This window comes from Dinoroseobacter sp. S375, assembly GCF_049800775.1.
Classification (GTDB): Bacteria; Pseudomonadota; Alphaproteobacteria; order Rhodobacterales; family Rhodobacteraceae; genus Dinoroseobacter.
In genome coordinates this window covers 1-19479 of record NZ_JBNAFR010000017.1, presented here as the reverse complement: position 1 = coordinate 19479, position 19479 = coordinate 1, and the positions used below count along the sequence as shown (strand labels likewise).

The 19479-nt window shown below is 64.6% G+C and carries 18 protein-coding genes; 7 read left to right on the top strand and 11 right to left on the bottom strand.

Features of this window, described 5'->3' with window-relative positions; all coding sequences use genetic code 11:
* Positions 1-2: 2 nt before the first annotated feature.
* From ACP150_RS21465 to ACP150_RS21450, 4 genes are all read right to left on the bottom strand, one after another.
* Entirely contained in the window at positions 3-878 is an 876-nt protein-coding gene (locus tag ACP150_RS21465; protein WP_424968770.1) for a phosphotransferase, read from the bottom strand.
* Entirely contained in the window at positions 875-2905 is a 2031-nt protein-coding gene (locus ACP150_RS21460; RefSeq protein WP_424968769.1) for an ABC transporter permease, read from the bottom strand. Before ACP150_RS21460 ends, ACP150_RS21465 begins: the two co-directional genes overlap by 4 nt.
* 44 nt (positions 2906-2949) lie before the next feature.
* A complete protein-coding gene (locus ACP150_RS21455) occupies positions 2950-3963 on the bottom strand; it encodes a quaternary amine ABC transporter ATP-binding protein (protein ID WP_424968768.1) in 1014 nt (337 codons plus the stop codon).
* A gap of 166 nt (positions 3964-4129) precedes the next feature.
* Positions 4130-5062 (bottom strand): ABC transporter substrate-binding protein, encoded by a 933-nt coding sequence (locus ACP150_RS21450; RefSeq protein ID WP_424968767.1) that lies wholly within the window; start codon positions 5060-5062, stop codon positions 4130-4132.
* Between the two features lie 197 nt (positions 5063-5259).
* On the opposite strand from ACP150_RS21450, the gene ACP150_RS21445 reads away from it, so the two are divergent.
* Positions 5260-6030 (top strand): inositol monophosphatase family protein, encoded by a 771-nt coding sequence (locus tag ACP150_RS21445; protein ID WP_424968766.1) that lies wholly within the window; start codon positions 5260-5262, stop codon positions 6028-6030.
* Positions 6027-6803 carry a DeoR/GlpR family DNA-binding transcription regulator gene (locus tag ACP150_RS21440; RefSeq protein ID WP_424968765.1) on the top strand — a complete coding sequence of 259 codons (777 nt, stop codon included), beginning with the start codon at positions 6027-6029 and terminating at the stop codon, positions 6801-6803. The genes ACP150_RS21445 and ACP150_RS21440 overlap by 4 nt, the downstream gene beginning before the upstream one ends.
* A 46-nt stretch (positions 6804-6849) precedes the next feature.
* Here ACP150_RS21440 and ACP150_RS21435 read toward each other — a convergent pair whose 3' ends face one another.
* From ACP150_RS21435 to repA, 5 genes are all read right to left on the bottom strand, one after another.
* Complete coding sequence (locus tag ACP150_RS21435; RefSeq protein ID WP_424968764.1) at positions 6850-7956, bottom strand: Fic family protein; 1107 nt, start codon at positions 7954-7956, stop codon at positions 6850-6852.
* A gap of 507 nt (positions 7957-8463) precedes the next feature.
* The gene (locus ACP150_RS21430; protein ID WP_424968763.1) at positions 8464-9048 is read right to left on the bottom strand and encodes a helix-turn-helix domain-containing protein; all 585 of its coding nucleotides are present in this window, start codon (positions 9046-9048) and stop codon (positions 8464-8466) included.
* Between the two features lie 320 nt (positions 9049-9368).
* Positions 9369-10589: a plasmid replication protein RepC gene (gene repC / locus ACP150_RS21425; protein WP_424968761.1), complete on the bottom strand. Its 1221-nt coding sequence runs from the start codon at positions 10587-10589 to the stop codon at positions 9369-9371.
* 161 nt (positions 10590-10750) lie between these two features.
* Complete coding sequence (repB, locus tag ACP150_RS21420) at positions 10751-11767, bottom strand: plasmid partitioning protein RepB (RefSeq protein ID WP_424968760.1); 1017 nt, start codon at positions 11765-11767, stop codon at positions 10751-10753.
* Entirely contained in the window at positions 11764-12942 is a 1179-nt protein-coding gene (gene repA / locus ACP150_RS21415; protein WP_424968759.1) for a plasmid partitioning protein RepA, read from the bottom strand. Before repA ends, repB begins: the two co-directional genes overlap by 4 nt.
* 238 nt (positions 12943-13180) lie before the next feature.
* Here repA and ACP150_RS21410 point away from each other — a divergent pair, with 238 nt between their 5' ends.
* Positions 13181-13612 (top strand): acyl-CoA thioesterase, encoded by a 432-nt coding sequence (locus ACP150_RS21410; RefSeq protein WP_424968758.1) that lies wholly within the window; start codon positions 13181-13183, stop codon positions 13610-13612.
* 333 nt (positions 13613-13945) lie between these two features.
* Entirely contained in the window at positions 13946-14857 is a 912-nt protein-coding gene (locus ACP150_RS21405) for a 2OG-Fe(II) oxygenase (protein WP_424968757.1), read from the top strand.
* An 80-nt stretch (positions 14858-14937) separates the two neighbouring features.
* Here ACP150_RS21405 and ACP150_RS21400 read toward each other — a convergent pair whose 3' ends face one another.
* Entirely contained in the window at positions 14938-15852 is a 915-nt protein-coding gene (locus ACP150_RS21400; protein ID WP_424968756.1) for a LysR substrate-binding domain-containing protein, read from the bottom strand.
* Between the two features lie 176 nt (positions 15853-16028).
* Here ACP150_RS21400 and ACP150_RS21395 point away from each other — a divergent pair, with 176 nt between their 5' ends.
* Both ACP150_RS21395 and ACP150_RS21390 read left to right on the top strand, forming a co-directional pair.
* Positions 16029-16814, top strand: coding sequence for a CmcJ/NvfI family oxidoreductase (locus ACP150_RS21395; protein WP_424968755.1), 786 nt, complete (start codon positions 16029-16031; stop codon positions 16812-16814).
* A 66-nt stretch (positions 16815-16880) separates the two neighbouring features.
* Positions 16881-17660: an SDR family NAD(P)-dependent oxidoreductase gene (locus ACP150_RS21390; RefSeq protein WP_424968754.1), complete on the top strand. Its 780-nt coding sequence runs from the start codon at positions 16881-16883 to the stop codon at positions 17658-17660.
* 51 nt (positions 17661-17711) lie between these two features.
* Here the strand turns inward: ACP150_RS21390 and ACP150_RS21385 are convergent, their stop codons facing one another.
* On the bottom strand, positions 17712-18092 hold the full coding sequence (locus ACP150_RS21385; RefSeq protein WP_424968753.1) for a VOC family protein: 381 nt from the start codon (positions 18090-18092) through the stop codon (positions 17712-17714).
* 644 nt (positions 18093-18736) lie between these two features.
* Between ACP150_RS21385 and ACP150_RS21380 the strand changes: the two genes are divergently transcribed.
* The coding region (locus ACP150_RS21380) for an ATP-binding protein (protein WP_424968752.1) at positions 18737-19479 on the top strand (743 nt) is incomplete at its 3' end.

The window sequence follows — 19479 nt, the reverse complement described above, 5'->3', positions numbered from 1 at the left end:
CCTTACGCATTTTGGAACTCTTGCAGCGCAGCCCGGAGCCGCGACAGGTTTTCCGCCGTGTAGGCGGCATAGTCGAAGTCGAGATCGGAATGGATCTCCGAGGTCATGGACCACAGGGCCTCGCGCATGAGCGAGACGCATTTCATCGCCTGATAGGCCCGCCAATGGGTGGCGGCGGGGGCCTCGAAATACTGCTCGAGCATCCCGCGCTCCTGCGCCTCGGAGAACCCGTTATTGCCCGCCAGCCCCGCCAGATCGAAGAGCGGCGTGTTGAAGCCGCCATATTCCCAGTCGATCAGCCAGAGCCGCGCGCCGTCATCGAGGATGTTGGCCGCCAGCAGGTCGTTATGCCCGATGACCAGCGTCACCGGCCCCGTGGCGGTCTCCAGCGTCTCCAGGGTCGCCATCAGCTCCGGCAGCGCGGCGGCATGGGCCGAGCCCTCGGCCCGCAGACGCGTGGCATAGGTGCGGTTCACCTGAAACGGCCAGAAGGCCAGCACCGGCTGGGTCAGATGCGCCCCCAGCGCGTGGTGGCTCCGGCGCAGCAGCGCGACGATCCGGGGCACCTGCGCGGGATCGCGGGCCATCTCCTCGGTGAAGGTCCGGGCCTCGATGAAGTCGAGCACCAGCACCCCGGGCGCGTGGTAATGCACCCCGGGCGAGATCCCCGCCGCCTCGGCCGCGCGGCTCAGCGCCAGCTCGTTCCAGCGCAACACGCCGTGCTCGGGGATATCCGCGCCCAGCCGCACCACGTAGCGCCGGTCCCCATCGGTGACCGCAAGGTTCACATTGGTGATCCCGCCGCTCAGCGGGACGATCTCGCCGGGTGCCTCGAAACAGGGCAGCCGCCGCGCAAGGGCAATCGCATCCTCGGTCACAGGCCCAACCTCCGTTTCTGACTGTCCGACAGGGCGTGGACGATCCGGTCCGCGATGATCGCGATGAAGGCCACCGACAGGCCCGCGACGATCCCCTGCCCCGCATTGGCCTTGGTCAGGGCGATATAGACCTCCTGGCCCAGATCCCGGGTCCCCACCAGCGCTGTGATCACCAGCATCGACAGCGCCAGCATGATCGTCTGGTTCAACCCCAGCAGAAGCTGCGGCACCGCCATGGGCAGCTTGACCCGCCACAACAGCTGGCGCGGCGTGCAGCCCGCCATCTTGCCCGCCTCCAGCAGCTCGCCAGGCACCTCGCGGATCCCGTGGGCGGCATAGCGCACCGCCGGGGCCAGCGCATAGAGCACCACCGCGATCATCGCGCTGAAATCCCCGACCCGGAACAGCATCACCACCGGGATCAGATAGATGAAGGAGGGCAGCGTCTGCAGCGTGTCCATCAGGCCGAGGATGACCCGCCCGGCCCGGGGCCGCTGCGCCGCCCAGATCCCCAGCGGCGTGCCGATCAGCACCGCGATGAAGACCGACACCCCGCAGAGATAGAGCGTCACCATCGCCTTGGCCCACAGCCCCGAGGCCGCGATGAACGCCATCATCAGCGCCGCCGCCACGCCCAGTTGCCAGCCCGCCACGCGCCAGGCGATCAGCCCCGTGGCGATGATCCCCCAGGGCCAGGGGATACCGGCAAAGAACTTCTTCACCGGCAAAAGAAGCCCCGTCAGCAGGACCGTCTTGATCGCCTCCAGCGTGTCAAAGAAATTGACATTGATCCATTCCATCCCGTCGGACCAGAACGCCCCGGTGCTGATCTCCCAGGCCGGGGGATAGCTCTGCACCGCCGGGACCACCTGCCCCAAAAGGAACGTGCCGACGATCACCGCAAGCGCGGTCATGCTCCAGGGATGACGCTGCAAGGCAGAGCCGGTCCGGCGATGGCGCACCCGCCGCTCGGCAAAGGCCTGACTGGCGCGGTCCAGCGCGATGGCCATGACGACAATCGCCAGCCCCGCCTCGATCCCGCCACCGATATCCAGCTTGCGCAGGCTCGCCAGCACGTCAAAGCCGAGCCCCCCTGCCCCGATCATCGAGGCGATGATCACCATGTTGAGGGTCAGCATGATCACCTGATTGACCCCCACCATCAGGGTCGGCGTCGCCGCGGGCACCAGCACTTTCCACGTCATCTGGCGCGGGGTCGCCCCCATCATCCGCCCGGCCTCCAGCAGGTCCTCGGGCACCCCGCGCAGGGCGAGAATGGTCACCCGGATCATCGGCGGCATGGCATAGATCACCGTGGCCACGAGGGCGGCCACGGGGCCAAAGCCGAACAGGATCAGGATCGGCACCAGATAGGCAAAGACCGGCACGGTCTGCATCAGGTCCAGAACCGGCCGCAGCAGCCGGTCGATCCACGGGCTGCGATAGGCCAGAATGCCCAGCCCCAGACCGCCCAGGGCGCCGATCGGCACCGCCACCAGCACCGAGGCCAGGGTGATCATCGCGCTGTCCCATTGCCCGAACACCGCGAGATAGAGAAAACACGCCCCGACCAGCGCGGCCAGCGCCCAGTCCCGGGCGTAATGCCCGACCGCCACCGCGATCACGATCACCGCGATCCAGCTCAGCGAGGGCGCGATCTGCACCGCCTCATTGCCGAGACCCGACTGGAACCCCTCGATCAGGATATTGCGCAGGAACTGGTAAGGCAGCTCGATCAGCCAGGCGATGCCGCGGGTGAGGTCCCGAAAGGTGAAAAGCCCGAAATTCGCGACATTCACCAGCCAGTCGAGAAAGGCGCTGATATGGGTGTCGAGGTTCAGCTGAAACTGGGCCGGAAACCGGATGATCCAGCGCGCATCCAGCGCCTTGTAGATCTGGAACGAGTATTGCGACAGAAGCCAGGTGACCGCAAAGAGGCCCAGCCAGAAGAGCCGCGCGCCCTTGAAAAGACCGCCAATGTGGCCCCTCAGATCCGCGGGCACGGATCCCGGCTTGCGTCCCGGCACGGGTCCGCGCACCTCTCCGGTCGCTGGGCGTCCGCGCTCCGGCATCAGCCGCGCCCCACCAGCACATCAATCACCGCCCGGGCCGAGATCTGGCCGATCACCGCGCCGTCCTTCATGACCTTGAACGGGGCCTCTGCGCGCTCCACCCGGTCGGCGATGGCGTCGATGGTCGCGTCATGGGGGACCTCGCCGGCAAAGTGGTCGGCGGTGGCGGGCTCCATCCGGCTGGCGGCCCGGATCACCTTGGCCCGGGTCACATGGCGGGTGAAATCGGCGACATACTCCGTGGCCGGGTTCTGCACGAGCTCTTCGGGCGTGGCGATTTGCTCGATCATGCCATCCTTCATCACCGCGATGCGGTCGGCCAGCCGGATCGCCTCGTCGAAATCATGGGTGATGAAAACGATGGTCTTTTTCAGCATGTCCTGCAGGCGGATGAACTCGTCCTGCATCTCGCGCCGGATCAGCGGGTCGAGCGCCGAGAAGGGCTCGTCGAGAAACCACAGGTCCGGCTCCACGATCAGGCTGCGGGCGATGCCCACGCGCTGCTGCTGCCCCCCGGAGAGCTCGCGCGGGTAGTACCCCTCCCGCCCCCGGAGGCCGACCAGCTCGATCACCTCATGGGCGCGGGCCTGACGGGTGGTGCGGTCCACGCCCTGGATCTCCAGCGGGAAGCCGACATTCTCCAGAACCGTCAGATGGGGCATCAGGGCAAATTGCTGAAACACCATCCCCATCTTCTTGCGGCGGATCTCGATCAGCTCTTCATCCGTGGCCCGCAGCAGGTCCCGCCCGTCGAACTCGATCTCGCCCGCCGTGGGCTCGACCAGCCGCGACAGGCAGCGCACCAGCGTGGATTTGCCCGAGCCCGACAGACCCATGATCACAAAGATCTCGCCCTGCCGGATCTGGACATTCACATCGCGCACCGCCCCGATCACATTGGCCGCCGCCAGCGCGGCCGCATCGGGGGTCTGCCCCCCGGCCAACAGAGCCTCGGCCTGGGCGCCATACAGCTTCCAGACATGGCGGCAATCGAGAATAACGGAACTGTCCATGCGGACCTCAGGCGCAGGTTTCACGCGGGCACCGGGCGCGGTCGGCGTGAAACCCGTTCATGTCAGATGTCGGAAGTCCGGGCACCGCGCGGCTCGCACAGCACCCGTCGAGACGGGGGGCACCTGCCCCGCAGGGCAGGTCCGTTCACGGGCCGCGCAGGGCCGTTTACTCGCCGATCCAGCCTTTCCAGGTGCTCTCGTTCTCGGCCATCCATGCGGCGACGACCTCCTCGACGGTTTTGCCGTTCAGGTCCACATCCGCGACCATCGCGCCCATATCCTCGTTCGAGATGGTGAAGGCCTCGATCACCGAGGCGGCCTTCGGCCATGCCTCGGGCAGCCCGGCCCAGGCGGCTTTCCAGATCGGGCCGGTGGGCTTGCCGCAATCATAGGCCGCGTTCGGGTTGATGCCCGTCGACGGGTCGTTATAGCACTCCGGCGAATAGGCCGGGAATTCCACGAAGCTGCCCTCGTATTTCGCCGGCGCCCAATGGGGGGCATAAACCCAGAGCACGATGGGATCCTGCCGCTGATAGGCGGCCTCAAGCTCGGCGAACAGCGCCGCATCCGTGCCCGCATGGACCACTTCGAAATCCATGCCGAGCGCCTCGACCCGCTCTTCGTCAAAGCCGCCCCATGTCACCGGGCCGCCCAGATAGCGCCCGAACGGGGCCGTCTCTGCCGTGGCGAATTCCGACGCGCAGGCATTCAGCGCCTCCCAATCGGGCAGCCCGGGGCAGCGCGCCTCCATATAGGCCGGATACCACCATTCCTCGATGGCGAGCATCCCGGTCTCGCCCATATTCACCACATTGCCCGAGCCCACGGCCTCGTCCAGCGCCTCGCGCCCCGTGGTCTCCCAGATCTCCATGGCCAGATGCAGATCCCCGGTCTTCAGCCCGGCGAATTGCGCGATGTAATCGGCCTGCACGTATTCCACGTTGTTGCCCGCCGCCTCCAGAACCTCGCCCATCAGCGTGGTGGTGATGAGCTGGCCGGACCAGTCATGCAGCGTCAGCTTGATCGGATCGCTGGAATCGGCGGCAAGCGCCGGGCTCGTCGCAAGGCAAAGGGCGGTCAGGGCGGACAGTTTTTTCATGAAATTACTCCGGTTGGATGCCGACGCTGCTGTTCCCGGGTCTAAAGCCCCGCACCGGCCTGATCCCTGCATTCAACAACAGTTCTGGCCAAAATCAACAAAAATCAACAAAACGGTTGCCCACTTGTTGTTTTTGATTGCGAAGTGATCTTTCAAGAGGCACATCAGATCAAAGCCCCTCTCTTGCGAAAGCGCCCATGACCGACCTGCACACCCGTCTCGCAGCCGCCCGGACCATCGCGGCAGACGCCTCCGCCGTGGCGATGGCGCGATTTCGCAAACCGCTCGATGTGACGCAGAAATCCGATGACAGCCCGGTCACCATCGCCGATCAGACCACCGAGCGCGCGATCCGCGACGCCCTGCAGGCCGCCTATCCCGGCGAGACGATCTTCGGCGAGGAATACGGCCAGACCGGCAACGATGACGCCATGTGGATCGTGGATCCGATCGACGGCACCCGGTCCTTCATCGCGGGCCTGCCGCTCTTTGGCATGCTGATCGGCTATGTGGCCGCGCAGCGCCCGCAGCTCGGCATCATCAACATGCCCGCCCTGGGCGAGCTCTATGCCGGGGCGCGCGGGGTCGGGGCGACCCTCAACGGCGCGCCCATCGTAGCCTCCGACTGCCGCGAGCTGGCCACGGCGCGGCTCTGTCTCAATGAAATGGACCGGATGCTCGCCGATATCCCCGACACCGCCCTGCGGCTGGCGCGGGCGGGCGGGCTGCGACGGCTGGGTGCTGATTGCTACCCCCATGCGCTGGTGGCCAGCGGCCATGCGGATGCGGTGGTGGATTACGGCCTGCAGCCCTATGATTACCTGCCCGTGGCCGCCGTGGTCGAGGCGGCGGGCGGCGTGATGACCGACTGGCAGGGCCGCCCCCTGTCCCTGACCTCGGACGGGCGCACGCTCACCGCGGCCACACCGGAGTTACACGCAGAGTTGCTGGAGCTTGTGCAGACATGACCGCGCCCACCTCGAAATACAGCGAAGAGATCCTGCGCCGGGTCGATATGCTCGGCACCGTGACCGTGCAGGAGCTGTCGCAGATCATGGGCGTCTCGGACCAGACCATCCGGCGCGTCACCCGCCCCATGGCCGAGCGCGGCGCCCTGCGCAAGGTGCACGGGGCGCTGGTATCGAACAAATCCGCCCTCGACCCACCCTTCCTGTCGCGCATGACCCTGAACCGCGAGGCCAAGGTCGCCATCGCCAATACGGTGGCCGAGATCGTGCAGGATGGCGACAGCCTCGTGATCGATACCGGCTCCACCTCGGCCTTCATCGCCCAGATGCTCCGCAACCGGCGCAACCTGACCATCGTGACCAATTCCGCCTTCGTCGCCAGCACGCTGGCCATGGTGCCCGGCAACAATGTCTCCATGGCCGGAACCCAGCTGCGCGACCATGACGGGGCATCCTTCGACCGCTCCGCCTTTCAGGTCGTGGAACGGAGCCAGGTGGATTACTGCCTGCTCTCGGCCTCCATGGCCCATCCCGACAAGGGGTTCCTCGTCCATGAACAATGCGAGGTCGATATGGCCTTCGCCATGATGGACAGCGCCAGCCATTGCATCATGGCCGTGGATGCCTCGAAATTTCAGCCCGCAGACCGCAAGCCCGCCCTGCGCCAGCCGGACCTGAAAGAGGGCGATATCCTCGTCACCGATGCCGAGCCCCCCGCCGCCTTTCAGCCCGGCCTGTCCCATCTGAGCATCCGGGTCGCCGGACGGCCCTGACCCCGGGGACAGGGCGCCCCCCCCCCCCTGCCCTGCCCTGCCCGGCTCAGGCGCGCACGATGTCCATCAGCGGCTCGAACATGTAAAGCGCCCCGCGCCGCCCCCGCGCCGGGCGCAGCTCGCGCAGCAGCCCGCCCTCATGCAAGAGCCGCGTGATCCGCACCGCCACATGTTTCGGCATGCCTGAGCGCTTGATCAGATGGCTGTTCTTGAACACCGGGTTCTCAAAGATCTGGTCCTGCGCCTCCACATGCCATTTCGAGCCCGAGATTTCGCGGAACGGTGCTTTCATCTCTTCGTAAAGCGCCGTGATCTCCTGCGCCGTGGCCAGGTTCGCCGCCGCCTGAGCGGCAATCGCCTCAAGAAAGAACGCGACCCAGCCGGTCCAGTCCCCGTCCCGCGACACCCCGCGCATCAGCGCGATATAGGCGTCCTTATGGGTCTCGAAATAGGCGCTGACATAGAAATGCGGTTTGTGGATCAGCCCGAACTTCCACAAGAGCAGCGTGATCAGCAGCCGCCCGATGCGGCCATTGCCGTCATTGAACGGGTGCAGCGCCTCGAACTCCACATGGGCCACGCCGATCTTGAAAAGATGCAGCATGTCGCTGGTCTCGATAAAGCGGAGCAGCTCGGTCATGGCGGGCTGCAAGTGCAGCGGGCTGATCGGCTTGAAATGGAGGATCCGGCGGCGGTCATCCCCGATATAGTTCTGCTGGTCCTTATAGGCGCCGGGCCCCTTCCCTGCCCCGCGGCCATAGCTCAGCAGCACCCGGTGGGCATTCTTGATCAGCCCTTCATTGATCGGCTCGCCATGGGCCACCGCCTCCTGCGCGCGGCGCAGAACCTCCTTGTAGAGAAACACCTCGATCGCATCGCCCCTGGCCGCGGGCCTGCCATCCTCTCCGGCCTCCTCCCCCGCATCCGCCTCGTAGATCATGACCTCGTCCACGGTCGAGATCGTCCCCTCCATCCGGGACGAGATCACCGCCTCGTTATGGCGCATGGGGGCCAGCAAAAGCTCGCTATTGGGCAGCGATAGCAGCATCTGATCATAGCGCGAGACCGCATCCTGCGCCCGCGCCAAAGGTCCGATCAACCGCCCCAGATCCAGCTCCGCCGGCGGGAAAGCGCCATAATGATATTCCACCATGTCACTCTGATCATACCTGTCTATGTGAGACACCATCTGGGATCTTTCTTTTCACAAGCGCCGTTGTGACTCACATTACACGCCAAACATACCACAAACCAGCTTATGACAGCCTCAAACACCACAACCCCCCTTGTGTTGCATTTCCCCCTATTTTCCGACCACAACCCCCGTTGCAGCACATAGCCCCCCCGCAACGCCGCCTCTCTGCGTCAAGACCCACCTAGATCCAAAGAGGACAACACCCGACGACAGCGCACCCCCGCCCCGTCATCGCTCATTACTGCCTCGGATCGATGCACGTTTGAAATAGCCATCACATGAAACTGCACCGCCTTCGATGTCTCGCGTATGTCCGCAAATGAATGCGTGTTCCTGGATCCAATCGGGCGTCCTGCGCCGCGACGCGTCCCATCTCTCGGCATGTTTGCTCCTTTTCTTTGATTGCTTTTCAAAGACGCCGATCCTTTGAAAAGACGCATCGATATTGCCTGCCAGCGCGCCATGTCAGCCAAAGCGCGCTCGTTTCTCAAGAAACCCAGTCTTGTCCACACCGCCCTCCTCAACGCGGTGTTCGAAGCAAAGAGTCTCTGATGAGTGATCTGACTCTCTTTGTGACCGACAAACCTGTCCGACAGGGGCGTCAAACCTGTCGCTCTTGGCGTCTTCAACCTCTGAGCAATCGGGTTGGCGCAGATACCAGTGCGCAAGCGGCGACAGGTCAAACCCCGAAAAAACGACCGCTTCGCCCCGCGCATTGCGGCGAGCGTAGCGGCGGCTATGCGCCGGACCAACCTTGGCCATGAGGCCTTGGTCCAAGAGCGAACTCAAGCGTCTTTGAACCGTTCGTTCGGTTTTCGCAATTCGTTCAGCCAGAACCCGGTTAGATGCATAGATAGTAGGCCGGTTTCCTGCCATCCAATCCTCAGGACGCGTAAGCCGTATCAAAAGCCTCAGGAAATCCAGGTCCTGGACTGAGAGTCCGCAACTTGGACCATAACGCTCCAGCTTCCTCAGAACACTCCACTTGTCGATGTCGCAGGGCAATCCCGCGATCAGGATCTGGGCGGTTTCAGTCTTGTGTAACTTCATATCGCGTCTCCTAGGCTTTTGCTCACTAGGACAACCGACCGACAGAAATGCCAGCGCGGCGCTCCGAGAGAATTTTGGCGCGACGGCAGAAATTCTCTCGGAAAAAACTTGGGGACAGTTAGCCATTGGACACAGTGTTTTTCTCAGACGAACATGCGGGAGAGATGGGTCTGCCCGTTCCGCAGAGATCTCCGGCATTCGAACGACATCCTTCGCGCTGCCCTTTCACTGAGAACCAATCTTCGGTGAATTGCGGTCCAGGTCCACGCTTAGGAGATCCGACAGCATCCCACGGGAGCGAGTTCACAACTGTGAACTCTTTACGCCGCCGCCTTTCGGGTCAGGCTCATGATCATCGGGCCGCAGGAAAACTGGCCGGCTGCGGCCTTCATCGTCAAGGATCTCAGATATCCGCCCGGAGACCAGATCTCAGACGCGCGTTCGAGCATCGCGGCCAGAACCACGGCGGCTTGTTCCGGGCCCATGCTGTCGCGGGCGGCGTGCCAGGCGGAGGGGGAGATCCCCATCATCGGGCGCAGGGTTTCCGCAATCCTAACGAATTCGTGCCAGTGGCGGATCCGATCCGGGGCGTAGCTCTGGATTTCGGGGCAGGAGGCCAGAACCAGACCGAGCGGCAGGTTGCAACTTGGCGGCTCTGCCCGATCGCTATCCGTCTCGCCCGTTCCGCTCTGCGCGTCATCGGACATCCGCGCGCCTTCGACCTCCGCCTTTCGCTTTTCTAAGCGGAGTTCAAGATCATGAAGATCTGTATTTGAATTCTGATGGTGCTGCTCATTCTGGATATCATTGCTGCTCAGATCTTCTGTGACAGGCGGGTCCAGAACATCCCGCGCGTCGCGCAATGCGATCTCCAGAACGGCTGCCAAATCGCCGAGATCCTCCAGAGAGAGTTTGCGCCGTAGGTCGCGGCCCGTGAGCGTGGCAAGATCCGAAAGACGGTCCCAGAGGCTCAGATCCGGGCGGATCTCGGCGCCGTAGGTCACCAGCCCCACAAGATCGCGACGCATCAGGCTGACGCTCTCCCGCAGGCGGCGATGGGCCTCTGCGGCGGCGCGGGCGGCCTCGGCTTCCGCGCAGATCTCGGCGAAGCGCTGGACCAGCGGGGCGAGGTCGAAGCCGAAGGCGATCTTCTCATCGCCGTAGCGACGGGCGTAGCGCTTGCCATTGGGGCTGTCCTTGCGGCGCAGGAGCCCCGCGGCAACCAGATGCCCCAGATGCCGGCGCATGGTGGAGCAGGGCATGCCGTTGAGCCGCTCACAGATCGATCTGTTGGAGGGGTGAACCACGAGCGCCTCAGCCTCCGCCGCGAGATCCGCGCCGGGATGGAAGCTCAGCAAGGCCTGGAGCACGGTCAGATCCCGGTCCGACAGGCCGAACGCCACGCGCGCCGCGCCCAGTTCGCGCAGGACTTCCCATTTGTTGACGGCCTCGACGGGCAGGGGGGGCGGGCTCGGATCCACGGGTTTGAGATGCGCAGCCGAAACGGCGCGCCGAAACGAGGTGATCGGCGTGTAGTGCATTTTGATTGTCACGAAGACAACAGAACAGGGCCCGCGAATCACTTAGGACTTGCGAAGAAAAGGCGGCGAGACTACCTTGAAGGTGCTAGAAACAAGTTGGGTCTCGTGGGGTCAGTCCTTGCGGGACCTTTCTTTTTGTCTGGGTCGTGCCTCCTGTTTTGTTACTGCTCGGGGTCTTCCGCGCGCGTTTGCCAGCGCGCGTGAAGGTCGGCCAAAAGGGTGTCTGCCTGGTCTTCGAGCCAGTCGGCAAACGCCCCTTCGGATATGTCGAACCGCAGGCCCTTGGCCGTGCGGGTCACGGTGGCGCGCTGCGCGGGATCCAGTTGAACCCGGTGCGCCTGTTTTCGCTTTACCTGTTTTTTCTCAATGGGTTGCGCCGGAACACGCGTCTGTGCCTCGGCCAGAACCGCCTCGAACGCGGCGACGGAGGGGTCATCCGAGGGCGGGGCGGCCTCGCCCAGCACATCGGACCATTCCGCCCGGGTGAAACTGCGCGTGGCCACATCCACGAGATCCGTACGGGACAGGTGGTGATCGGTGATCAGCTTGCCCAGCGCCTCCCACCGGGGGCGACCGATGCCATGGGCGGGCCCGATGGCGAGGACCAGATCCTCGCCCACCATGTCGAGAATGCCGAAGGCCATGGAGATCGAGGATTTCGCCACGGTCAGCACCTCGGCCACCTCGGTCTGACTGCCGAAGCCCCCCTCGACCAGTTGCCGGGCGAAGCGCGCCTTTTCGATATAGGACAGGTCGCGCCGGGCCATGTTCTCGGAAATCTGGGCCTGTTGCGCCGCCCGATCATCCAGCGTCGCGATCAGGGCCCGGACCTTGTCGACCTTGTCCGATTGCTGGATCGCCACGAGGCGGCGATAGCCATAGACCAGCAGGTATCGGTCGGGATCCTCCGGATGGCGGCGCACGAGGATCGGCACGGTCTGGCCATTCGCCTCAATCGCGTCCTGCAGGCCGGCCACGTCGCTCATATCGAGGCGATCCTGCATGCGGCCCGTGGTGTCGATGCTGGCCGGGTCGAGATCCCAGACCTTGTGCCCATCCACCGCATCCCGCGCCGAGCGCAGGGCCCGGTTGGTGGACAGCATCGAGCTCGGCGGGGCAGGGGCCCCGGCCGCCGCGAGGTTGTCCAGCATGGACATGCGTTTCTTCTTGCCGCTCATCCGCGCCCCCATGTGGTCTGGATCAGGGCCGCGATCTCGTCATTCACGGCGTTCAGGCTTTCGATCGCCCGGTCATAGGTGGCCCGTGTGAAGGCGCTGCGTTCGACCTCGTAGAGGGTCTGTTTCGTCAGGCCCGCATCGGAGATCGCGGTGGATTTGAGCTGCGTCGCGTTGAGGACCTTGTCGCCATACATGGTGCGCAGGAAGGCCGCGATCCGGTTCTGGGGCGCGTCGGTCGGCTCGAACCGGGTGAGCAGGTAGCGCATCCAGTCATGGGACAGGTCCGCGCCGCTCTCGGCGATCACATCCATCAGGTCAGCGGTCATGCGCAGGAATTGCGACATGGACATCACGTCGAGCATTTCGGGATGGATCGTCACCAGCACCCCGGTGGAGGCCGAGAGCGCCGACATGGTCAGAAAGCCCAGCTGCGGCGGGCAGTCGATCACCACCACGTCATAGCGGTCTTCGACCTGGGCCAGGGCCTCGCGCACCCGGAAGAAGAACAGACCGGCGCCGCCCTGGGCGAGGGCGCGGGGGGTCTCATGCTCGAACTCCATCAGTTCGAGATTGCCCGGGATGATGTCGAGATTGGGGATATAGGTCGGGCGGATGATCTCGGTGATGGGGCAGGGGGCCTCGTAGCGGATCGCGTCATAGAGCGTGCCGCCATCGGGCAGGTCGATCTCGGGCTGCACCCCGTGGAGCGCGGTCAGCGAGGCCTGCGGGTCGAGGTCGATGGCCAGCACCCGGAAGCCCTTGAGCGCGAGGCGTTGGGCGAGATGGGCGGCGGTGGTCGTCTTGCCCGAGCCGCCCTTGAAGTTCATCACGCCGATGACCTGCATATGGTCGCCCTCGCGGCGCCCGGGCAGGTAGTCGCCGGGTTTGCGGGCGGTCTGCTGCAGGAGCACGCGCAGGGCCTGGATATCCTCGGCGGAATACTGGCGGCGATTGCCCGGGGTCAGCTGGGGCGAGGGGCCTTTGCCATCCAGGTGGAGCTTGCGCAGGTAGCTGTCATTCACGCCCAGCAGGCTGGCCGCCTCGCCTGAGGTGAACTTGCGCATGGTCTTGGCGGCATCCGGGGGAAAGAGGTTCTCCCGCTGGGCGTGCAACTGGGTTGCCAGCCATTCGGAATGCTGTCTAATGACCGCATTGAGGGTGTCTGTGTCCTGCATCTGCTCTCATATCCGCGACGTGTTCACGGTTGGCGGCGTTTTCCCGCGATTTTTCGTGACTATTGGGCAAGGATCGGATTCGCGCAAGGGTTTTCTAGATCTTGCGGTGGGTTCGGGCATGGCCACAAGGGCCCCGTGCCGAGGGTCGGTGACATGGCCCGTACCTGGAAACTATCGCGAAGGGCTCCGGGTTTGCTAGGCTGCGGGCCAAGCGCAGCGACAGGAGCCCAGCACCGCCATGACCGAAGACACAGCCCTCGATCGCGCGCGCAAGCGCAGTTTGCACGGACGCCAGCAGGATGAGGGCGTGCTCGTGATCCGCACCGTGGCCATGCCCGCGGATACCAACCCGGCGGGGGATGTGTTCGGCGGATGGCTGATGTCGCAGATGGATCTGGCCGCCGGGAACATGGCCGGGCGCGTTTCGCAGGGCAGGGGGGCGACGGTCGCGGTGGAGGCGATGCAGTTCCTGCAGCCGGTGAAGGTCGGGGATGAGGTGACGCTCTATGCGACGCTGAAGAAGGTGGGGCGCACCTCGATGCGGATCCATGTGGATGTCTGGGCGCGGCCACGCTTTGGCAAGGAGGCGCAGAAGGTGACCGACGCGGATTTCGTCTTCGTCGCGCTGGATGAGCATGGCCAACCGCGCAAACTGCCGGACGCCACCTAGGCCGCGCACCTGCGCCACGCGCACCGCTTTGGGGTGGCGCGTTTGGGGACGCGGTGCCGGGCGGGAGCGGGGCAAGAGAGTCGCGGGTAATCGGTCTTATGGTAACTTGGTGGCGACTGGAGCTGCGGGCAGGGCGGGTCTGGTCGTGGATCAGACAGCTTTGGATGGTGTCTGTCGCGGGACCGCGTGCGGGTCGGATCGGGTGCTGTCCTTGGCCAAGGGCGCTTTTATGCGGGTTTCGCGAATTCTGAAATCCATTCACCCCCATTTATACCAATCCGTGAGTGCAATAGCTGCAGATCAGACGACATATGACTGATCACGGAGAGTCTCATGACACAATCAGTTCTGGACCGGGCCCGCAGAGTTGCCCGCCCCAGCCGGGAGGAGATGCTGCAGCGCGCGCCGTCCGTGCAGGACTTCTGGACCCGCAATGACGCGCTGTTCGAAGCGGCTTGGGCGGAATGGGACGCGACCGCGGCGCCCGGGGATTTGCCCTTGGATGACAGCCTCTATGCCCCGGCGCTGCGGCGGGCCGTGGACGCCGCATGGCACACACCCACGCAGGAGACGGAGGTGCGGGCGCTCTGGACCGAGGTCTTTCCCGGGGTCTACAAGGCCCAGTTTCTCGACCCCGAGACCCTGCCCGTCCTGCGCGCCTATCTGGACAAGGCCGCGCGCGCCGAGATCCCCCTGCGGCCGCCCTATGGCATCTCGCTCAACCGGGCGGGCGCCATGCTCGACCCGCGCTCCGAGGGCCATCTCGGCGCGCCCGGGTTCCAGGCCTTCTATGGCGGGCTGATGAACCGTTACATGCGCCCGATCTCGCGGATGCTCTTCCCGGATGTGATGGGGTATGACAGCCAGACCTTCGGCTTTTCGATCCAGTGGCAGGCGGATACGGACACCTCTCTGCGGCCCCATACGGATGCCTCGTCGGTGACGCTGAACATCAACCTGAACCTGCCGGGCGAAAGCTTCTCGGGCTCTGCCGTCAGCTTCATCGATCCGGCGACGCGCCGGGTGGAAAAGCTGACCTTTGAGCCGGGCACCGCGCTGATCCACCATGGCAGCGTGCCCCATGCCTCGGAGCCGATCACCGAGGGGTCGCGGTCGAATTTCGTGCTCTGGCTCTACGGGGCGCAGGGGCAGGTGCCGCCCCCGCAAGCCCCCCGGCCCGAGATCCCGCCGGAGCAGCGCTGGAGCGCCGCGACCGCGCCATCGGACGGGTTTGCGCCCTTCTGAGCCGGCGGGTCCGCACACAGGGCGCGCTCGGCCCGGGCGGGATCCCTGCCCGGGCCGCGCGCAAAGTCAATGCGCCGTTTCTAGGCGTCGCGCCAGCCGAGCACGGCGCAGGAGCCGATCTGCGCAATCAGGAAATCCATGAAGGCGCGCACTTTCGGCGACAGGACATTCGTCTTGGGATAGACCAGCCAGAGCGCCGCCGCGTCATCGACCTCGAAGGTCGGCAGGACCCGCACGAGCCGCCCGTCAGCGAGCTCGTCACTGACATTCCACAGGGAATTCATCGAGATCCCCGCCCCCGCCAACGTCGCCATCTTCTGGGTCATGCCGTCATCGGTGATGATCTGGCAATGGCCGGTCTGGGGGTCGAACTGCCCCCGCTGCCCGTCGGGCCCGGCCAGCGCGCGGGCGGTCTGGTCCTTGAAGGCCACGAGCTTGTGCCCGGCCAGCGCCTCGGGGCTGTCCGGAACGCCATGGGCGTCCAGATAGGCGGGGGCGGCACAGAGGATCCGCGTATCCTCGGCCAGCTTGCGGCCCTTGAGGCTGGTATCCTCCATCGCGAAATTGCGGATCGCCAGATCGAAGCTGCCATCGATCAGGTCATAGCGCGCGTCGGACAGCCGGAGATCGAGGGTCACTTTCGGGTGGCGCTGGGTGAAGGCGGGCAGGACCGGCGCCACATAGCGCTGCGCGAAGCTGCTGGGCGCGGTGAAGCGGATCGTGCCGGTGATATCGAGGCTCTTTTGCCCCAGCGCCGCGCGGGCGGCGTCCTCCTGGGCGATGATCTCGCGGGCGAAGGGCAGGAACTCGGAGCCCTCCAGCGAGATCGAGACCTTGCGGGTCGAGCGGTGCAGCAGGTCCGCCCCCATGGATTTCTCGAGCTTGGCGAGCCGGGCACTGGCCACGGCGGGCACCATCCCGAGCGCGCGGCCCGCGGCGCTGATATTGAGCTTCTCGGCGGCCAGCACGAAGAGGCGCAGGCTGTCAGTGTCCATGATTATATCCGTTTCGCGAATTCATAACCCGAGTTTCGCCCATTTTATTCGCGATTTGGAAGTGTAAATGACAAGGCAAGCGGCCCTGCCCGCCCCCGCGCGGGTCAGGATCCGTCGCGCGGGGGCCGCGCGGGCCACGCCTCAGGGGACTGAGCCCCGCAGAAAAGGAGACCGCGATGCCGCGCATGGGATATGTCAATTACCACGTTCACAAGCCGCACCGGCAGGCGTTCCATATCGATGCGGGCGGTGTCGCCGGCGAGATGATCTGGCCCGAGATTGCCCGGACCGCGATTGCCCTGCGCGATCTGCGCGCGGGTGAGGCGACGGTGGGGTTTGCCGAGGACGGGCTAAGCTTTGTCACCCGGCCCTCGGCGGTGACCGATTTCCGCGATGGGACCGGGTGGCAGGCGACCTATGACGCCGAGCTCACCGAACTCTTGCAGGAGACGGTCGGCGCACGGGAGGTGATCGTCTTTGACCACACGCTGCGGGTGGATGACCCGAGCTCTGCGCGCAAACCCGCCCGCAATGTGCACAGCGATTACAGCCCCGAGGGCGCGGCGCAGCGTCTGGTCGATCTGCTCGGCCCGGATCGGGCGGCGGACTGGCGGGCGGGGCATTACGCCTTCATCAATATCTGGCGACCGGTGGGGGCCCCGGTCAACTCCGCGCCTTTGGGCTTTCTGCGCCCGGCCAGCGTGCCGCGCGAGGACTGGCTGCTGCTCGATCTGATCTATCCGGATCGCAAGGGTCAGATCATGGGGATTGTCGGCGGCGCGGGCCATGAATGGCTCTATCGCTCGAAGATGACCCCGGACGAGGTGGCGGTGTTCAACATCCATGACAATCGCGGCCGTCCCTCGGTCCCCCATAGCGCGGTCGACCTGATCGAGGATGCGAGCGTCACCACCCTGCGCCAGAGCCTCGAAAGCCGGACGCTGGTGCGTTACGCGGACTGACCGCGCCTGTTTGACAGTTCACGGGCGGACCCGCCGGGCCGCCGGAGCCGGGAAAGGACCCCTGCCATGACCAAGACCATCCTCATCACTGGTGCCACCGACGGGATCGGGCGGCTGACCGCCGAGAAGCTCGCCGCCGCGGGGCATCATGTTCTGCTGCACGGGCGCAGCACGGCCAAGCTCGAGACCGCCGCGCGCGAGATCAGCGGGCGGGTGGCGACCCATGCCGCCGATCTGTCGGATCTGGCGCAGACCGCAGCACTGGCCGAGGCGATCCGGGCCGATCACGGGACGCTGGATGTGGTGATCAACAATGCGGGCGTGCTGAAGGCGCCCGAGACGCGCACGGCCGAGGGGCTCGACCTGCGTTTCGTGGTCAACACGCTGGCGCCCTATGTACTGACCCGGCGGCTGCTGCCGATCATTCCGCAGACCGGGCGGATCGTGAACCTGTCCTCGGCGGCCCAGGCCCCGGTGGAGATCGCGGCGATGATGGGCGAGACGCGGCTCGATGACATGGCCGCCTATGCCCAGAGCAAGCTGGCTATCACCATCTGGACCCGCGCGCTGGCCGACACCCTTTCCGGCGGCCCGCTGGTCGTGGCGGTCAATCCGGGATCGCTGCTGGCCTCCAAGATGGTCAAGGAGGGGTTCGGCGTCGCGGGCAGTGACCTGTCCATCGGGGCCGATATCCTGATCGAGGCCAGCCTCGGCGAACGCTTTGCCGGCATGTCCGGGCGGTATTTCGACAATGATGCCGGGGCCTTTGCCGCCCCCCATCGGGCCGCGGACAATCCCGAACACCGCAAGGCGGTGATGCAGGCGATCGAAACGCTGATCGCCTGACGCGATCCCTCCGGGGCGGGGCCGGGCGCAGCGGGCCGACCCCGGGGGGCCTCAGCCGTCGAGGTCAAAATCCACGTGGATATGGTTTCCGTCCGGATCCCAGACATTGAACGCCGCCGTGCGGGTCGCGGCCAGATCGACCCGGCGGAACGGCTCTCCGGCGGCGGTCAGCCGGGCCTCGAACGCCGCAACACCCGTGGCACGAAAGGCGAAATGCTCCAGCTTGAGCGGGACCTCGGAGCCCACGAGCTCCGGATCCTCCACGGCGATCAGATGCACCATGACCGTCTCACCAGCCGCAAGCCACGCGCCGGGAAAGGCGAAATCCGGGCGCGCGGCCTCGGTGAAGCCCAGCATATCGCGATACCAGGCGACCATCACGTCCAACTGGCGCGTGCGGAGATTGACATGGTCGAGTTTCGTAATCTGCATCTGTCACCTCATCCACCGGGCGCGCCGCCCCTGCCGCACAGATCCCCCGGGACCCCCACCTTGCCCGTCACAGCCCCGGTTGCAATCCCGGCATGGGCCCGGACAGGCGATCCGCCCGCGCATAAGCGCCCTACGCGTCGCGCCCGTCCCCGGAGGCCGCCACATCCCGAACCCCTGAGACCTGCCCCGAGGCGCCTATCCGCATCGAACCGACACGGTCCCCTCAACAACGCCGCCGCGCAGTCCTGGTCAGACTGCGACCGGGGCGTTGGACGCGACAGATCGGAGAAGGCAAGACGCGTGGAGCCGCCGTCGATCGCAGCAGTTCTCTCCCTCTGGGAAAGGAGCGCTCGGCTTGGAGGGCGGAAAGTGTGCATTCGCCGCTCTGCAGCAAGGATTTGCGGAGATCGAGAAAACTGACCTTCGACCCCACGAACCAGGGTAGGCGAAAGCCGCCATGTTGACACTGACAGGGTTTGGAGCGAGTGGGAGGATTGCCACTCCCCACATTCACTAGCGCTGGGTGCGTGTCGTACCGTTGCGCTTGGACAGCAACATGAAATTTGATTGTCAGGAGCCGAACGAGAAAAACGCTTGAAAACAAGGTAAAATCGAACAACCCTAGATGGTGCGGTAAGTTCAGCGTGGTATTCGAGATTAGTAAATTGATCGGCAGCACAGACACTATCGACGGAACGCCGGAAAAACGGATGTTCCTCTCTATAATTGCTGACTACGACCTGACCACTTCGATTTGTGAGTTGGTTGATAATGCAATCGACAATTGGACTGCAAACTCAAAGCCTGCGGGCACCCAAGTAGATATTTTCATGAATGCGGATCGGCAAAAGATATCCGTTGTCGACAATGCAGGCGGGGTACCAGCTGATCAGATGAGATTGCTGATCTCCCCGGGTGCGTCGCGCGAAATTTCAATTGAAGAGATAATCGGAACTTTTGGTGTTGGCGGAAAGCGAGCTGGTGTCGCGCTAGGTGAACGGGTCGAGATAGTTTCTCGCTACGACAGCGCTCCCGCAACACGCATCGTAATCGACAACGATTGGTTAAGCAGTGAAGACTGGGAAATTGAGGCCAAGCGTGTAGACGAAGGGGAAGTAGGGCAAACTATCGTTCGTATTTCTGAACTGCGACAAGGATTTGACCACGACGCAATTGAAGAACTTCGCAAGCATTTGGCGGCAACGTACTGCTCATTTGTCGAGAGTGGTTGCAACATTCTGATAAATGGAACCAGTATCGGCGCGACGAGGTTTGATCATTGGGCCTACCCTCCAGACTACCCCCCAAGGCAGTCCACCTTTTCAATATCCCCCGACGGAAGCGGTCAGCTTGAAGTTACTCTGAGTGGCGGCCTCATACTAGACAG

Excerpts from the sequence above, each read along its gene's own strand:
- ACP150_RS21390 (WP_424968754.1), top strand. The coding sequence starts at position 16,881 with ATGACCAAGACCATCCTCATCACTGGTGCCACCGACGGGATCGGGCGG.
- ACP150_RS21445 (WP_424968766.1), top strand. The coding sequence starts at position 5,260 with ATGACCGACCTGCACACCCGTCTCGCAGCCGCCCGGACCATCGCGGCA.
- repB (WP_424968760.1), bottom strand. The coding sequence starts at position 11,767 with ATGAGCGGCAAGAAGAAACGCATGTCCATGCTGGACAACCTCGCGGCG.
- ACP150_RS21450 (WP_424968767.1), bottom strand. The coding sequence starts at position 5,062 with ATGAAAAAACTGTCCGCCCTGACCGCCCTTTGCCTTGCGACGAGCCCG.
- repC (WP_424968761.1), bottom strand. The coding sequence starts at position 10,589 with ATGCACTACACGCCGATCACCTCGTTTCGGCGCGCCGTTTCGGCTGCG.
- ACP150_RS21405 (WP_424968757.1), top strand. The coding sequence starts at position 13,946 with ATGACACAATCAGTTCTGGACCGGGCCCGCAGAGTTGCCCGCCCCAGC.
- repA (WP_424968759.1), bottom strand. The coding sequence starts at position 12,942 with ATGCAGGACACAGACACCCTCAATGCGGTCATTAGACAGCATTCCGAA.
- ACP150_RS21385 (WP_424968753.1), bottom strand. The coding sequence starts at position 18,092 with ATGCAGATTACGAAACTCGACCATGTCAATCTCCGCACGCGCCAGTTG.
- ACP150_RS21410 (WP_424968758.1), top strand. The coding sequence starts at position 13,181 with ATGACCGAAGACACAGCCCTCGATCGCGCGCGCAAGCGCAGTTTGCAC.
- ACP150_RS21440 (WP_424968765.1), top strand. The coding sequence starts at position 6,027 with ATGACCGCGCCCACCTCGAAATACAGCGAAGAGATCCTGCGCCGGGTC.
- ACP150_RS21400 (WP_424968756.1), bottom strand. The coding sequence starts at position 15,852 with ATGGACACTGACAGCCTGCGCCTCTTCGTGCTGGCCGCCGAGAAGCTC.
- ACP150_RS21435 (WP_424968764.1), bottom strand. The coding sequence starts at position 7,956 with ATGGTGGAATATCATTATGGCGCTTTCCCGCCGGCGGAGCTGGATCTG.
- ACP150_RS21395 (WP_424968755.1), top strand. The coding sequence starts at position 16,029 with ATGCCGCGCATGGGATATGTCAATTACCACGTTCACAAGCCGCACCGG.
- ACP150_RS21455 (WP_424968768.1), bottom strand. The coding sequence starts at position 3,963 with ATGGACAGTTCCGTTATTCTCGATTGCCGCCATGTCTGGAAGCTGTAT.
- ACP150_RS21430 (WP_424968763.1), bottom strand. The coding sequence starts at position 9,048 with ATGAAGTTACACAAGACTGAAACCGCCCAGATCCTGATCGCGGGATTG.